Genomic DNA, 15764 nt, shown 5'->3' on the forward strand with positions numbered 1-15764 from the left:
CGGCACGACCTCCGGCGCACGAGTTCCCTCGAACGGCGCTCCTGAACACAACGCTCCTGAACACGACGCTCCAAGCACGACGTTCCAGACACGACGCGTCCGACACGACGCTCCGGACACGACCGACAGAGAAGAGACATGGCACATCTGCTGTACCGACTCGGGCGCTTCGCCGCCCGCCGCGCCTGGGCCGTGGTCGCGGCCTGGGCTGCGGTCCTGCTCCTCGCCGGCGGCGCCTTCGCGGCCTTCGGCGGCCAGCTGACCAACGCGATCACCGTCCCCGGCACCGAGACCCAGCGCCTCGCCGACCGCCTCCAGTCCGAGCTGCCCGACGCCGGCCACGGCACCGGCCGGATCGTGTTCCAGACCGAGGACGGCGAGCCGTTCAGCGCGGACCAGCGCGAGCAGATCGGCGAGGCGCTCGAAGCCGCGCAGGCGTCCCCGGGTGTCGACGGCGTCCTGGACCCGTTCGCCGCGCAGGACGAGCGCGAGGACCAGGAGCAGCAGCTCGCGGACGGGCGCGAGCAGACAGCCGACGGCCGGGCGCAGCTCGACGCCGCCGAGGACACGCTCGACGAGAACCAGCAGAAGCTCGACGACGCCCGCGAGCAGGCCGAGCGGGCCGACGCCCCCGACCGGGTCCTGGACGAGCTCGACGCCCGCCAGGACGCCCTCGACGACGCCCGCGCGGAGCTCGAGCGCAACCGCGAGCAGCTCGTGGCGGGGCTGCCCGAGCTCGACCGCGGCGAGCGGATGATGGCCCTGGCCGAGGAAACCCGCACGGTCTCCGAGGACGGCACCACGGCCATGGCCGTGGTGACCTTCACCGCCGAGCAGCAGGCCGTCACCGCCGAGGAGAAGGAGGCCCTGCAGGCCGCCGTGGACGGCACCGAGCTCGAGGGCGTGCAGGTCGAGTACTCCCTGGAGATCGCCCAGGACATCTCCCAGCTCTTCGGCCCCGCCGAGGTCATCGGCGTGGTCATCGCCGGGATCGTGCTGCTGGCCATGCTCGGCACCCTCGTGGCCGCCGGACTGCCCATCCTGATGGCGCTCACCGGGGTGTCCGTCGGAGCCCTGGGCGTGCTGTCCTTCTCCGGGGCCGTGGACATGATGTCGGTGACCCCGATGCTGGGCGTCATGCTCGGCCTGGCCGTGGGCATCGACTACTCGCTGTTCATCCTCAACCGGCACCGCCAGCAGCTGCTGGCCGGCACGGAGCTGCACGAGTCCATCGGCCTGGCCACCGGGACCTCCGGCAACGCGGTGGTCTTCGCGGGGCTGACCGTCATCATCGCCCTGGCCGCGCTCAACGTCACCGGCATCCCGTTCCTGGGCGTCATGGGCACCGCGGCGGCGGTCTGCGTGGCCGTGGCCGTGCTGATCGCCGTGACCCTCACCCCGGCGCTGCTGTCCCTCGTGGGCGAGCGGCTGCTCTCCGCCCGCGCCCGGACCCGCGCGGCCCGCCGACCCGCCCACCTCGGGGAGCCCCGCCCCGGCGTGGCCACCCGCCACCCGGTGCTGACCCTCGTGGCCGGCGTGCTCGCGCTCGTCGTCGTCGCCCTCCCCGCGGCCTCGATGCGCCTAGGCCTGCCGGACGCCTCCTCCGAGCCCGAGGACTCCACCCAGTACCGCACCTACCAGGTCCTGGACGAGAAGTTCGGCGCCGGCACCAACGGCCCGCTGCTCGTGGTCGCCGACCTGCCGGAGGGCACGGACGGGTCCGGGGCCGCGGAGCTCCAGCTCACCGTGGGCGAGGAGCTCATGGCGCACGACGACGTCGTCGCCGTGGTCCCGGCCGGGCTGTCGGAGGACCGCCGGACCGCCGCCTTCCAGGTCGTGCCCGTGGACGGCCCGGCCGCCGAGTCCACCGAGGAGCTCGTCGGCGACCTGCGCGCGCTGTCCCCCGCCCTGGAGGAGGAGCACGGCGTGCGCATCGGCGTCACCGGCCAGACCGGCGGCAACATCGACGTCTCCCAGCTGCTGGCGGACGCCCTGCCGCTGTACCTCACCGTGGTGGTCGGGCTGTCCCTGCTGCTGCTGGTGCTCGTCTTCCGCTCGGTCCTCGTGCCGGTCGTCGCGACCGCCGGGTTCATGCTCTCCCTCTTCGCCGCCTTCGGCGCGGTGGTGGCCATCTACCAGTGGGGCTGGCTGGGCGGCGTCTTCGGCGTGCACGCGCCCGGGCCGGTGCTCAGCTTCCTGCCGACCATCCTCGTGGGCGTGCTGTTCGGCCTGGCCATGGACTACCAGCTGTTCCTGGTCTCGGGGATGCGCGAGGCGTTCGTGCACGGCCGCTCGGCGCGGGCCGCCGTGCAGGAGGGGCTCCGGGCCGGGCGGGCCGTGGTCACCGCCGCGGCGATCATCATGATCTCCGTGTTCGCCGGCTTCGTGTTCTCCCACATGGCGATGATCCGGCCCATGGGCTTCGGCCTCGCCTTCGGCGTGCTCGTCGACGCCTTCGTGGTGCGCATGATGCTGATCCCCGCGGTCATGCACCTGCTCGGCGACAAGGCCTGGTGGCTGCCCCGCCGGCTCGACCGGATCCTGCCGAACGTGGACGTCGAGGGCGACTCCCTGCGCCGGGACCGCACCTCTGCTCCCGCGGATCCGGCCGCCGCGGCCGGTCCGAGCGGCTGGGGCGAGGCCGAGCCGGGCCCGGACGCCGAGCGCGAGCTGGTCGGCGCCGGCCGGCGCGACTGACGCGGCGCCGGGAGCTCCCGGCGCGAGCGGCGCGCCCCTCCACCCGCACGGGACGGAGGGGCCCGCCGTCGTCGTGTGCCCGGGGCCGGGCCGTCAGGAGATGCCGTTCTCCTGCAACCACATCTCCAGCAGGCCCAGCTGCCACAGCACGTTGGAGCGCAGCGGCGTGTGGTGCCGGTTCGGGTCGGCCAGCAGGGACTCCACGACCTCCGAGTTGTAGAGCCCGCGCCGCACCGCCGCCGGGTCCGTCAGGGCGGCCTCGACCCGGTCCAGGGTCCCGCCCTCGAGGGTGCGGATCGCCGGGACGGGGAAGTAGCCCTTCTTCCGGTCGATCACCTCGTCCGGGACGATGCCGCGCGCCGCGCGCTTGAGCACGCCCTTGCCGCCGTCGGCGAGCTTGAGCTCCGGGGGGATCCGCCCGGCGAACTCCACGAGCTCGTGGTCGAGGAACGGCACCCGCGCCTCGAGGCCCCAGGCCATGGTCATGTTGTCCACGCGCTTCACGGGGTCGTCCACGAGCATCACCGTGGAGTCGGTGCGCAGGGCGGCGTCCACGGCCGTCTCCGCGCCGGGGCGGCCGAAGTGGCGCTCGATGAACGCCGTCGGCGCGTCGTGGGTCGCCATCCACTCGGGGGAGAGGACCTTCGCGAGCCGGGACCACGGGCGGTCGAAGAACGACTCGGAGTAGGTCTTCCGGGCGTCGTCGCGCGCGACGTCGGCCAGCGGCGGGTACCAGTGGTAGCCGCCGAGCACCTCGTCGGCGCCCTGACCGGACTGCACCACCTTGACGTGCTGCGAGACCTCCTCGCTGAGCAGGTAGAACGCCACGCAGTCGTGGCTGATCATGGGCTCGCTCATCGCGGCCACGGTCCGGTCGATCGCCGGCACCAGGCGGGTGTCGTCGATCGCGATCTGGTGGTGGTCGGTGCCGAAGCGGCGGGCCACGAGGGACGAGAACTCGAACTCGTCCCCGGACTCCTCGCCGCGGGACTCGAAGCCGATGCTGAACGTCTGCAGGTCCTCCTGCCCGCTCTCCGCGAGCAGGGCCACCACGAGGCTCGAGTCGATCCCGCCGGACAGCAGCACGCCCACCGGCACGTCCGCCACCATGCGCCGCTTCACCGCGGTGCGCAGCTTCTCGACGAGCCCGTCCTCCCAGTCCTGCTCGGACCAGCTCGAGCGGTCCTCGTCGCGGGTGAACTGGGGGTTCCAGTACTCGTGGTCCGAGGCCGAGCCGTCGGGCTCGACCGTGCGCACGGTCGCCGGCGGCAGTTTCCGCACGCCCTTGAGGATGGTGCGCGGGGCCGGGACCACCGAGTGGAAGGTGAGGTAGTAGGACAGGGCGGTGCGGTCGATCGAGGTGTCGACGTCCCCGGCCGCCAGCAGCGCCTGCACCGTGGACGCGAACCGCAGCCGGGCCCCCGTGTGGTCGACGTAGAGCGGCTTGATGCCCAGCCGGTCGCGGGCCAGCACGGTGCGCCCGCTCGTGTGCTCGGCGATCGCGAAGGCGAACATCCCCTGGAACCGGTAGACGCACTCCCGGCCCCAGCGGTGGTAGGCCTTCAGGGCGACCTCGGTGTCCGAGGTGGAGAAGAACTCGTAGCCCATCCCGCGCAGCTCCTCGCGCAGCTGCCGGTAGTTGTAGATCATGCCGTTGAACACGATCGACAGCCCCAGCCGGGAGTCGACCATCGGCTGCCCGCCCGAGGGGCTCAGGTCGACGATCTTCAGCCGGCAGTGGCCCATGGCCACCGGCCCCTGGGCCCAGGCGCCCGAGCCGTCCGGGCCGCGGCCGGACTGGGCGCACGTCATGCGGTGGATCGTGCCCGGGTCCGCGGCGGCGCCGTCGAACCGGATCTCACCGGCGAGACCGCACATCAGCGCTCACCTCCGCTCCGGGGCCGGGACGGGATCGGGAGGAACGGTCCGTGGAGGGAGAGCATCCTCCAATGCTACGGGGGCACGCCGCCGGATGCCCGGCCCGGGCCCGGGCGTCGCCGTACGGTGACCGTATGACCAGCGACCCCGGCAGCCTCAGCGACTCCAGCGACTCCACCGATCCCGGCGACCTCAGCGACCTCTGCCGGCTCTCGGCCCGGGACCTCGCGGCGGCCGTGCGGGACCGCACGGTCTCCGCGCGGGAGGTGCTCGACGCGCACTTCGCCCGGATCGACGCCGTGAACCCCGCCGTGAACGCCGTGATCACGCAGGTCCGCGAGCAGGCGTACGAGGCCGCGGCCCGCGCCGACGAGCTCACCGCCGGCACGCCCGCGGACGAGCTCCCGCCCCTGCACGGGGTGCCGATGACGCACAAGGACACCCACGCCACCGCGGGGATCCGCACCACCTCCGGCTCCCCGGTGTTCGCCGAGCACGTCCCGGCGCACGACGACCTGATCGTCGCCCGGTTCCGGGCGGCCGGGGTGATCAGCACCGGGAAGAACAACGTGCCCGAGTTCGCGGCGGGCTCCCACAGCTTCAACGAGCTCTTCGGCACCACGCACAACCCCTGGGCGCTCGACCGCAGCGCGGGCGGCTCCAGCGGCGGGGCGGCCGCGGCGATCGCGTCCCGGATCCAGCCCCTGGGGGACGGCTCGGACATGGGCGGGTCCCTGCGCAACCCGGCCGCGTTCTGCAACGTCGCCGGGTTCCGGCCCTCCGCCGGGGTCGTGCCCTCCGCTCCCGCCGGCCACGCCTGGGCGTGGCTGGGCCGCTCCGGTCCGCTGGCCCGCGGCGTGGACGACCTCGTCCTGGCCATGTCCGTGCTGGCCGGTCCCGATCCGCGGATCCCGCTGGACTGCCCGGTGCCGCGGACGGGCTTCCGGGCGCTCGCGGCCGAGGGCCTGCCCGATCCGGCAGCCCGGCCCCTCGCGGGGGTCCGGATCGGGCTGAGCACGGACCTCGGCCTGGGCGTCCCCGTGGAGCCGGAGATCGTGCAGGTGCTGCTCGACCGGGCGCGGGTGTTCGAGGAACTCGGGGCCGTGGTCGAGGAGGCCGTCCCGGACCTGCGCGACGCCGACGAGGTGTTCGACACGACGCGGGCCTTCGACATGGCCGTGAACCTGCGCACCGTGGTCGCCGAGCACCGGGAGCTCGTGAAGCCGGAGATCATCTGGAACGTGGAGCGGGGCCTGGCCCTGACGGCCGGGCAGCTCATGGACGCCGCCCTGGCCCGCACCCGCCTGCACGAGGCGGTGCGGGCGTTCTTCGACCGGTGGGACGTGCTGCTGACGCCCACGTCCCAGGTGCTGCCGTTCCCCTCCGAGGAGCGCTGGCCCCGCTCGGTCGCCGGTATGCCGATGCAGACATATGTCGAGTGGATGCGATCGGCGAGCCTCGTCTCGGCGACCGGGTGCCCGGCGGTCTCGGTGCCGGGCGGCTTCGGCCCCGGTGGCCTTCCGGTCGGGCTGCAGCTCGTCGCGGCCCACGGGCACGACGTCGAGCTGCTGCGGACGGCCCGCGCCTACGACCGTGCTACCCGGTACGGGGACCTCGAGCCGCCGCTCTGAGCCGCAGTCCCGGCGTCCTCAGGCCGCCGCCTCCAGCTCGAGGAGCGCCGACTTGGCCGCCGCCCCGCCGATGTACCCGCCCAGGCCGCCGTCGCCGCGCAGCACGCGGTGGCACGGGACGACCACCGGCAGCGGGTTCGAGGCGCAGGCGGTGCCCACCGCCCGCGCGGCCTGCGGGCGTCCGACCGACCGGGCCACCGCGCCGTAGCTCTGCGTGCTGCCGTAGCCGATCTCGGGCAGGTGCTCCTGCACCAGACGCCGGAACCCGTGCGAGAGGGAGCGGTCCAGGGGCAGGTCGAACCGGGTGCGGGTGCCGGCGAAGTACTCCTCGAGCTGCCGCACGGCCGGTGCCAGCCGGGCCGGGGCCCGCAGCACCCGCGGGCTGATCCGGCGGGCCAGGTCCGCGAGGACCTGCTCGTGGTCCTCGCGGGCGTAGGCCACCCGGACCAGGCCCTGCTCCGTGGCGGCCAGCAGCAGCTCGCCCACGGGGGAGCCGACCGTCGTGTACGCCACGTCGAGGAGCCCGGCCGCGGCCGCCCCGTCCTCCAGGCGCCGGTGCAGCCGCCGCAGCACCGTCTCCGGCACGGGGGTGCCGGCGCGAAGGCTGCTCAGGGGTGCGCGGTGACGGCTGTTCAGGGGTGCGGGGTGCGGTGCGGTGGTCATCGGTGGTCTCCTGTCCGGTCGGACGGCGTGCGGGTGCCGGGGCGGGTCCCGGCGAGGGGCTCGGGGAGGGTCCTGCGGAGCGTGGCCAGGCCGTCGGCGGCGGCCCGGCGGGCGGCCTCCGGGGTGCCGCCCAGCAGCTCGGCGATCTGCCGGTAGGGCAGTCCGCCCAGATGCCGGTAGGCGAGCACGCGCCGCTGCTTGGGCGGCAGGGCGGCCACGGCCGCCCAGAGCGGGGAGTCGTGCTCGTGCGGGTCGTCCCGGTGCGCGGGGGGTTCCGGGAGCGAGGCCATGGGCACCGCCGCCCGGGACCGGGCCCGGACGACGTCGACGGCCTTGCGGTGGGCGATCGTGACCAGCCACGCCTGCACGTTCGCCGTGACCGGCAGCTCCGGATACGCGCGCAGCGCGGCCAGGAACGTCTCCGACCAGGCGTCCTCGGCGTCCGCGGAGCTGTTCAGCACGGCGCGGCAGACCCGCCACACCACGGGGCCGTGCCGGGCCACCAGCGTCTCGAAAGGCTCTTTCGTGTTCATCACCCCGTAGACGGACGCGCCGGCCGGAACGTGAGATCGGTGCGGCGGTGCTTCCCATCCTGCCGGACACCACACCCGCCGGGTGCTCCGCGGGCGGCGACGTGCCCCGGCCCCGTGCCGTCGCGTCGGCGGCCGCGGGCCGGTGCGGCGGCACGGGGTCCGGCCGGACGTGCGGCAGCGCCCCGCCCCGGGGATCTCCGGGACGGGGCGCTGCGGGCGGAACAGGACCGGGGGCTACACGTCCCGGCGGGCGCGGTTGACGATCTTGGACCGGACGGTCAGCGCCAGCACGATGAGCAGCAGGCCGTAGAGCACCAGCGGGATGGGCCCGGTCACGAAGATCGAGTAGTCGCCGTTGGAGGACAGCAGGGCGTCGCGCATGCTGGTCTCGGCCAGCGGGCCCAGCACCATGCCGATCAGCAGCGGGGCCACCGGCACGCCGTGGCGGCGCATGATGAAGCCCAGCACGCCCAGCCCGAGCAGCAGCAGCAGGTCGAAGACCGCCCCGGAGGTGGCGTAGATGCCGAGTCCGCAGAACACCATGATCCCCGCGTAGAGGTACTGGCTGGGGATCAGCAGGAGCTTCGCCCACAGCTGGGCGAAGGGCAGGTTGATGACCAGCAGCACGACCATCGCGATGAAGAAGCTGGCCAGCAGGGCCCACACGAGCTCCGGCGCCCGGTCGAACAGCAGCGGGCCCGGCTGCAGGCCGTACTGCTGGAACGCCGCGAGCATGATCGCCGCGGTCGCGGAGACCGGCAGCCCGAGGGCCAGCAGCGCACCCATCGCGGTGCCGGTGGTGGCGTTGCCGGCCGCCTCGGGGGCCGCCAGGCCGCGGATCGCGCCCTTGCCGAACGTGGGGTTGGCGCGGCGGCGGTCGATGCGGCGCTCGAGGTCGTAGGACATGAACGTCGGCACCTCGGCGCCGCCCACCGGGATCACGCCGAAAGGCAGGCCGATCGCGGTGCCGCGCGCCCACGCCGGAGCCGCCTCCTTGAACTCCGCGCGGGAGAGGAAGGGACGCCCGGTGACCTTCATCTGGTGGGCGACCGGGTCGCGGCGGATCCGGGACGCCACGTGCAGGACCTCGCCGAGGGCCAGGATCGCCACGGAGACGGTCACCAGGGAGATCCCGTCGAACAGGTTGGCGGAGCCGTAGGTGAAGCGCTCCGAGCCGGAGATCGCGTCGATGCCCACGGTCGCGATGCCCAGGCCCAGGACCAGGGAGACCAGGCCCTTGACCGCGGAGTCGGAGACCACCGAGGACGTGGCGACGAAGGCGAACAGGGCCAGGGCGAAGAACTCCGCCGGGCCGAAGTTCGCGGAGAAGTCGGCGAGCCGGGGCGCCAGGAAGACCACGACCACCGAGGCGACCATGCCGCCGATGAACGCGCCGATGGCGGCGGTGGCCAGGGCCTGCGGCGCCCGGCCGTCCTTGGCCATCTTGTGGCCCTCGAACGTGGAGGCGATCGCCGAGCCCTGTCCCGGGGTGTTCATCAGGATGGCCATCGTCGAGTCGCCGAACAGGCCGCCGAAGTAGACGCCGGCGAAGAGGATGAACGCCGCGGTGGGGTCCAGGGCGAAGGTCATGGGCAGGAGCAGGGCCACGGCCATCGAGGAGCCGAGGCCGGGCAGCACGCCCACGGCGGTGCCGAGGAGGCAGCCCACCACGACCCACAGCAGGTTCATGGGGGTCAGCGCGCCGGCGAACCCCTCCATCAAGAGATTGAGTGCGTCCATGTCAGAAACCGCCTCCCAGGATGCCGGACGGGAGGTTGAGCCCCAGGCCGACGGTGAATGCCAGGTAGATCGCGCTGCTCACGAGCAGAGCGAGCGAGATGTCGAAGAGGGGCCGGCGGCTGCCGAAGCCGCGGGCCACGGCCCAGAACAGCAGGGCGGCGGCCAGGATCCAGCCCAGCACCTCGAGCGTCAGTGCGAACGCCAGGAACCCGCCCGCGGACCAGGCCACGGCAGACCAGTCCGAGTGCGTGCGCCAGGTGCGGGCCGAGAGCTCCTCGGGGTGCTCCGGGGTGCGCAGGTAGTGGAGCACCAGCAGGGCGGCCAGGACGTAGCCGGCCACGGTCAGGATCAACGGGTAGAACGTGGGGCCGGGGAAGTCGGTGCCCTCCGGGATCTCCATGGTCAGGGCGCCGATCAGCAGATAGGTGCTGAACGCGGCCACCACCGCGGGCACCACGAGGCCGCTGCGGCCGCTCCACCAGGTCGCCGGGGTCTCCGGCTGCTCCCACGGGGGCTGGACGTCGGTCCGGTGCTCTCCGGCGGTGCCGGTGTGCGAGGACGTGGGTGTGCTCATCAGGAAATCTCCTCCACCAGCTCGGCGATGCGCTCCTGCTCCGAGGCCATGAACGCGTCGAACTCGTCGCCCGCGAGGTACACCTCGGTCCACTTGTTGCGCTCGACGGCCTTCTGCCACTCCGGGGTGGCGACGGACTCCTCGAGCAGGGTCCGCAGCTCGGCGAACTCCTCGTCGGTGATCCCGGGCGGGGCCAGGACGGCCCGCCAGTTGGCCAGGTCCACCGCGAAGCCCTGTTCGGTGAGCGTCGGGATCTCGACGCCCTCCAGGCGCTGCGGGGCGGCCATGCCCAGTGCCTTCAGCCGGCCGGCCTCGATCTGGTCGGCCACGTCCATGTACCCGGAGGTGGCCGCGTCCGCGGTGCCGGTGATCAGGGCCTGGGTGGCCTCGCCGCCGCCGGACTTCGGGATGTAGGTGGTCTCCGAGGGCTCGATGCCGGCCACGAGCGCGAGCTCGGTCATCACGAGCTGGTCGAAGGTGCCGCCGCCGGTCCAGGCGACCTCGGCCGGGTTCGCCCGCCAGGCCTCGACGAGCTCGTCGATCGTCCCGTACGGGGAGTCGGCGGGGACCACCACGACGTCGTACTCCTCGACCACCCGGGCGATCGGGCGCACGTCGTCGTGCGTGACGGCCGAGTCGAGCTGGGCGACACCGGCGACCAGGCCCGCACCGGTGACCATCAGGGTGTTGGCCTGCCCCTCCATGGTGGAGAGCTGGCCGAGCCCGATGGTGCCGGCCGCGCCGGGGATGTTCACCACCTGGGTGTTGTTGACCAGGCTGTTGGCCCGCATGGCCTGCTGCTGCTCCCGCATGAACGTGTCCCACCCGCCGCCGGCGCCGGCCGGGGCGATCAGGGTGAGGTTCGAGCGGACGTCCGAGCCGGCCGTGGCCGACTGGAACGAGAAGAAGGCGGCCACGCCGATCACGGCGGCGGCGAAGAGGCCGTAGACCGTCATGGCGACCGGGTGCCGGCGCCGGGTGCCCGGCTGGGCCTGGTCTGGTGGTGAGCTCACGGGAATCCACTTTCCTGGGTCGTGGGGTGCGGGTGCATGGCTCTGTCCGAGCCGCTGCACCGACGATAAGTGACCCGGATCACGCGTCGGCCGTTGATCGCCCTTTCGTGCGTAGTGATCGTTGTGCTGGTTCTGCGCATTCTGCTCACGCCGGCAGAGACGCTCCTCACACGTTCGGCCGTAGGGTGGACCTCGTTTTGTCCCTCGATCTGCTCCGGCCGATCTGCCCGTCCGACATCCCCATCCCACCGCGGAGGCTCCCATGACCGTCGTCGTTGCCCGAACCAGCACCCCCGAGGGCGAGGCCGCGCTCGCGGCCGCGGTCGAGGAGGCCGGACGCCGCCAGGAGGAGCTCCTGGTCTTCAACCTCGAGGGCGCCCAGCTGGACCCCGAGACCGGTGAGCTCGACGGCGTGCCCGTCACCTTCCGCACCCCCGACACCCGCAACCGGGACGCCGTGGGCGAGCTGCTCGACGCCGCGGAGCAGGTGGACGCCTCCGCCGTGGTGATCGGCGTGAAGCACCGCAGCCCCGTGGGCAAGCTGCTGCTGGGCAGCGCGGCCCAGCAGATCCTGCTCGAGGCCAACGCCCCCGTGATCGCGGTCAAGCCCCGGCGCTCCTGAGGCGTGGCCGCGACCGCCCCGGGGGCCCGGTCCGGGGCCTGGCTGTGGTTCCTCGTGGCCGCGGCCCTGCTCACGCAGACCGCCCTGAACCTGGTGCGCCCCGTCACCACCTACAAGCTGCTGTCCCTGGACGCGGACTCGGTGACGGTCGGCCTGGTCACGGCGGCCTACGCGGTGCTGCCCCTGGTCACCGCCATGTGGCTGGGCCGGATGACCGACCGGGTGCGGGACCTGCGGACGATGGTGGTCACCGGCGCCCTGGTCCTGGCCCTCGGCGCGGTGGCGCTGGCCCTCGCGCCCAGCGTGGCGCTCGTCGCCGTGGCGAGCGCCCTGCTCGGCATGGGGCACCTGGTGTTCACCATCGCGGGTCAGTCGGCGGTCGCCCGCTTCTCCCCGCCGGACCAGCTGGACAAGGGCTTCGGCTGGTTCACGGCCGCCTTCTCCGCCGGGCAGCTGGTGGGACCGCTGCTGGCCGGCGTGCTGCTGGGGGCGGGCGGGGACGTCGCCTCGCCGGAGCGGGTCGCCGACATCACGCTGTCCCTGTGGATCGGGGCCGGTCTCTCCCTCCTCGTGGCGCCGGTCATGCTCGTGCGCCCGCGAGCCGGCGGATCCGCGGCCGGCTCCGCCCGCCGACCCGCCCGGGACGACGACGACGCCGCTGCCGCGGAGCAGGCCGCTCCCGGCACCGACGAGCTCGAGGTGGTCCCGGGGGCAGCGCCGCGCGCCTCCATGGTGCGGATCCTCCGGGTCCCCGCCGTCCCGTCCCACATGCTGGCGTCCCTGGCCCTGCTCGCGATGCTCGACATCCTCACCGCCTTCCTGCCCCTGGTGGGGGAGCGGGCCGGGGTCTCCCCGGCGTGGATCGGCGTCCTGCTGGCCGTGCGCGGCGGCGCGTCGATCCTCTCCCGGGTCCTGCTGCCGTGGCTGGCCCACCGGATGTCCCGGCGCGTCCTGCTGCTGGTCAGCCTCTACGGCGCCGGGTGCGCCCTGGCCGTGCCGCCGGCCGTCATCACGGTGCCGTGGCTCGCCGCCCTGCTCCTCTTCGTGGGCGGCTTCTGCCTGGGCCTGGGCCAGCCGATCACCATGACCCTGGTGTCCACCGCGGTGCCCGCCGCGTGGCGGGGCTCGGCGCTCGCCGTGCGGCTCGTCGGCAACCGCGCGGGCCAGGTGGCCATGCCCCTGCTCGCCGGCCTGGTGGCCGCGCCGCTCGGACCGGCCGGGGCGATCTGGTTCACGTGCGCGGTGCTGCTGGTCAGCGGTCTGGAGAAGACCGTGCGGCGCTGACCGGGCGGGCCGGGCCGCGTCGACAGCCCCGGCACAGGAAGGCCACAAGAGCGGCACAATCCGGCCTGGTCAGCTGGAGGACGAGAAGGACCGATGGGTCCGGACCGGCGGGCGGGAGCCCGCCGGTACGTCCGACAGAAGGAACGCGCCGCCATGGTCAACGTCCACCACCCTGCCCCCCGTGCAGGAACCGCCGAGGAGGGCCCGGCCCTGCCGCTGGTCCGCCGGCGCCGGCTGACGGGGGTCGACGCCGCCCGGGGCCTGGCCCTGGTCGGGATGATGTCGATCCACATCCTGCCCGCGTGGGACCCCGAGAACTACGGTCCCACGCTGCAGTGGGAGCTGTTCGCGGGCCGCGCCGCGGCCCTGTTCGCGCTCCTGGCAGGGGTGGGCCTGGCCCTCTCCTCCGGCGGGCGCACTCCGCACCGGGGGCAGGCGATGACCGCGGACCGGGTGGGACTGCTGGTGCGGGCCGTGCTGATCACCGTGCTGGGACTGCTGGTCAACGAGGTCATGCCGGCGGACCCGCCCGCGTACGGGATCCTCGTCTACTACGGCATGTTCTTCCTGCTGGCCATCCCCTTCCTGCACCTGCCGGTGCGTGCGCTGCTCGGCCTCGCCGCCGCGGCCGCCCTGCTGGGGCCCGTGCTGATGCAGTCGCTGCGGGGGGTGCTGCCCGCGTTCGAGGTGTACAACCCGACGTTCGCCGACGTGCTCGCCGAGCCGGGGACCGTCCTGGCCCAGGTGCTCCTCACCGGCACCTATCCCGCGGTCCCGTACCTGGCCTACCTGCTCACCGGCCTGGCCGTCGGCCGGCTGAACCTGCGGGCCGCGCGGGTCCAGGGCCGGCTGCTGTGGGCGGGGCTCGCCCTGGCCGTGGGCGCGTGGCTGGTGTACTGGGTGCTGATCCTCCAGGGCGGGGGCTACGACCAGCTCATGAGCTCCACCCCGTGGCTGAGCGAGGACCGGATCGACGAGATCATCGTCTGGGGCCCGGACCCGGTGCTGCCCGACACCTCCTGGTGGTGGCTGCTGGTCCCCGGTCCGCACACCAACACCCCGGTGGCGATCCTGCAGGACCTCGGCTCCGGCACCGCCGTGCTGGGCGCCCTGCTCCTCCTGGCGCGCCGGGCCGGCTCCTGGCTGCTGCCGCTGAGCGCGATGGGGTCGATGACCCTGACCCTCTACTCCGCGCACCTGCTGGCCCTGGCCGCCATGCTCCACTACGAGGTGCCGCTCCTGTGGTTCCTCATCCACGTGACGGTCGCGGCGCTGTTCGCCGTGGCCTGGCAGCGCTCCTTCGGGCGCGGTCCCCTGGAGCGGGTCGTGGCCCGCGCCGCGAACGCCGGCCGCGATCTCGCCCTGCCCGGACGACGGTCCCGCCGGTGATCCTCCCGTGGGCGGTCCGCGCGCCGACCCTCGTCAGGGGCGGAAGACGTCAGGCCGACAACCCTGCTTTCACGCGAAGATAGAGTCGTGGGCATGGCCGCACAGCAATCAGCACGCACCTCCCCGAGCGTTCTCGACGGGCCGACCCCGGAGGATGTCGTGAAAGAGGCCACCCGGCGGCGGACGTTCGCGGTGATCTCGCACCCGGACGCGGGCAAGTCGACGCTCACGGAGGCGCTGGCCCTGCACGCCCACGTCATCGCCGAGGCCGGTGCCACCCACGGGAAGGCCAGTCGGAAGGCGACCGTCTCCGACTGGCTGCAGATGGAGCAGGAGCGGGGGATCTCGATCAGCTCTGCCGCCCTGCAGTTCACCTACCGGGACACCGTCTTCAACCTGCTCGACACCCCCGGCCACGCCGACTTCTCCGAGGACACCTACCGGGTGCTGGCCGCGGTGGACTGCGCGGTGATGCTCATCGACGCGGCCAAGGGCCTGGAGACCCAGACCCTGAAGCTCTTCGACGTCTGCCGCCGGCGGGGCCTGCCGGTGATCACGGTGATCAACAAGTGGGACCGTCCGGGCAAGGACGCCCTGGAGCTCATGGACGAGGTCCAGCAGCGCACCGGGCGGGTGCCGGTGCCGCTGTCCTGGCCGGTGGGGCTGTCCGGGGACTTCCGCGGCACCGTGGATCCCCGCACCGGCGCCTACACCCGGTACCGGCGGGTGGCCTCCGGCGCCGCTCTGGCCGAGGTGGACGTGTTCGGACCCGACGAGGCTGCTCGGCTCGAGGGTGCGGCCTGGACGGAGGCCGTCGAGACGGCCGAACTGGTGGCCGAGGGCAACGGGGCCTTCGACGCCGGAGCGTTCCTGGCCGCAGAGGCCACCCCGGTGCTCTTCGCCGCCGCCGCCCTGAATTTCGGGGTGGCCGCCCTGCTCGACGTCCTGGTCGACCTCGCACCCCCGGCCGGTCCCCGGGCGGACGCCGACGGTGCCCTGCGGCCGGTGGACGCGCCGTTCTCCGGATTCGTGTTCAAGCTCCAGGCCGGGATGGACCGCGCCCACCGGGACCACGTGGCGTTCCTGCGGGTCTGCTCCGGGGTATTCCAGCGCGGGATGGTGCTCACCCACGCGGCCACCGGCAAGCCCTTCGCCACCAAGTACGCCCACCACGTGTTCGGCCGGGACCGGGAGACCATCGAGACCGCCTTCCCCGGGGACGTGGTGGGCCTGGTCAACGCCTCGGCGCTGCGGGCCGGGGACAGCGTCTACACGGGGGCCCCGGTGGTCTTCCCGCCGATCCCGCACTTCTCCCCCGAGCACTTCCAGGTGGTCCGGGCGGTGGACGCCGGACGGGCCAAGCAGTTCCGCCGCGGGATCACCCAGCTCGAGCACGAGGGCGTCATCCAGGTGCTGCGCTCCGAGGCCCGCGGGGACCAGGCGCCGGTGCTGGCGGCGGTGGGGCCGATGCAGTTCGAGGTCGTGGCCGATCGGATGGACCGGGAGTTCGGCGCCCAGGTCCGGCTGGAGCCCCTGCCCTACACCCTGGCCCGGCGGGTGGTCGCCCCGGACCCCGACGCCCTCAACCGCATCCCCGGCACCGAGGTGCTCCGGCGGGCCGACGGCGAGCCCATCGCCGTGTTCACCGACAAGTGGAAGCTCGGCCGGGTGGCCACCCATGCCCCCGAGGCCGCCCTGGAGCCCATCGGCGGCGCCCTCGACTGAGCGTCCCCGGCGGGA

The 15764-nt window shown here is 73.6% G+C and carries 12 protein-coding genes; 6 read left to right on the plus strand and 6 right to left on the minus strand.

Annotated features, from left to right (window positions below):
- Window positions 1–138: 138 nt before the first annotated feature.
- Complete coding sequence (locus ACPYN7_RS09525) at window positions 139–2697, plus strand: MMPL family transporter (RefSeq protein WP_424347478.1); 2559 nt, start codon at window positions 139–141, stop codon at window positions 2695–2697.
- Window positions 2698–2790: 93 nt separating this feature from the next.
- On the opposite strand, the gene ACPYN7_RS09530 is transcribed toward ACPYN7_RS09525, so the two are convergent.
- The gene (locus ACPYN7_RS09530; RefSeq protein ID WP_424347479.1) at window positions 2791–4575 is read right to left on the minus strand and encodes an N-acetylglutaminylglutamine amidotransferase; all 1785 of its coding nucleotides are present in this window, start codon (window positions 4573–4575) and stop codon (window positions 2791–2793) included.
- A gap of 134 nt (window positions 4576–4709) precedes the next feature.
- Between ACPYN7_RS09530 and ACPYN7_RS09535 the strand changes: the two genes are divergently transcribed.
- On the plus strand, window positions 4710–6206 hold the full coding sequence (locus ACPYN7_RS09535; protein ID WP_424347480.1) for an amidase: 1497 nt from the start codon (window positions 4710–4712) through the stop codon (window positions 6204–6206).
- A gap of 18 nt (window positions 6207–6224) precedes the next feature.
- Here ACPYN7_RS09535 and ACPYN7_RS09540 read toward each other — a convergent pair whose 3' ends face one another.
- The 5 genes from ACPYN7_RS09540 to ACPYN7_RS09560 form a co-directional block, all read right to left on the minus strand.
- Complete coding sequence (locus ACPYN7_RS09540) at window positions 6225–6869, minus strand: methylated-DNA--[protein]-cysteine S-methyltransferase (protein WP_424347481.1); 645 nt, start codon at window positions 6867–6869, stop codon at window positions 6225–6227.
- Complete coding sequence (locus tag ACPYN7_RS09545) at window positions 6866–7402, minus strand: RNA polymerase sigma factor (protein ID WP_424347482.1); 537 nt, start codon at window positions 7400–7402, stop codon at window positions 6866–6868. The genes ACPYN7_RS09540 and ACPYN7_RS09545 overlap by 4 nt, the downstream gene beginning before the upstream one ends.
- Before the next feature lie 234 nt (window positions 7403–7636).
- The gene (locus tag ACPYN7_RS09550) at window positions 7637–9142 is read right to left on the minus strand and encodes a tripartite tricarboxylate transporter permease (RefSeq protein WP_424347483.1); all 1506 of its coding nucleotides are present in this window, start codon (window positions 9140–9142) and stop codon (window positions 7637–7639) included.
- A gap of 1 nt (window position 9143) precedes the next feature.
- A complete protein-coding gene (locus ACPYN7_RS09555; RefSeq protein ID WP_058875074.1) occupies window positions 9144–9716 on the minus strand; it encodes a tripartite tricarboxylate transporter TctB family protein in 573 nt (190 codons plus the stop codon).
- Window positions 9716–10672, minus strand: a complete 957-nt coding sequence (locus ACPYN7_RS09560) for a tripartite tricarboxylate transporter substrate binding protein (RefSeq protein ID WP_424347542.1) — start codon at window positions 10670–10672, stop codon at window positions 9716–9718. Before ACPYN7_RS09560 ends, ACPYN7_RS09555 begins: the two co-directional genes overlap by 1 nt.
- A 319-nt stretch (window positions 10673–10991) precedes the next feature.
- Here ACPYN7_RS09560 and ACPYN7_RS09565 point away from each other — a divergent pair, with 319 nt between their 5' ends.
- The 4 genes from ACPYN7_RS09565 to ACPYN7_RS09580 all read left to right on the plus strand — a co-directional run bounded on the left by ACPYN7_RS09565 (window position 10992) and on the right by ACPYN7_RS09580 (window position 15749).
- Complete coding sequence (locus tag ACPYN7_RS09565; RefSeq protein ID WP_058875076.1) at window positions 10992–11351, plus strand: universal stress protein; 360 nt, start codon at window positions 10992–10994, stop codon at window positions 11349–11351.
- Between the two features lie 3 nt (window positions 11352–11354).
- Complete coding sequence (locus ACPYN7_RS09570; protein WP_424347484.1) at window positions 11355–12635, plus strand: MFS transporter; 1281 nt, start codon at window positions 11355–11357, stop codon at window positions 12633–12635.
- Between the two features lie 153 nt (window positions 12636–12788).
- Window positions 12789–14024 carry a heparan-alpha-glucosaminide N-acetyltransferase domain-containing protein gene (locus ACPYN7_RS09575; protein WP_424347485.1) on the plus strand — a complete coding sequence of 412 codons (1236 nt, stop codon included), beginning with the start codon at window positions 12789–12791 and terminating at the stop codon, window positions 14022–14024.
- A 93-nt stretch (window positions 14025–14117) separates the two neighbouring features.
- Entirely contained in the window at window positions 14118–15749 is a 1632-nt protein-coding gene (locus tag ACPYN7_RS09580; RefSeq protein WP_424347486.1) for a peptide chain release factor 3, read from the plus strand.
- Window positions 15750–15764: the final 15 nt, after the last annotated feature.

Source organism: Kocuria sp. CH-021, from assembly GCF_049716185.1.
Classification (GTDB): domain Bacteria; phylum Actinomycetota; class Actinomycetes; order Actinomycetales; family Micrococcaceae; genus Kocuria; species Kocuria cellulosilytica.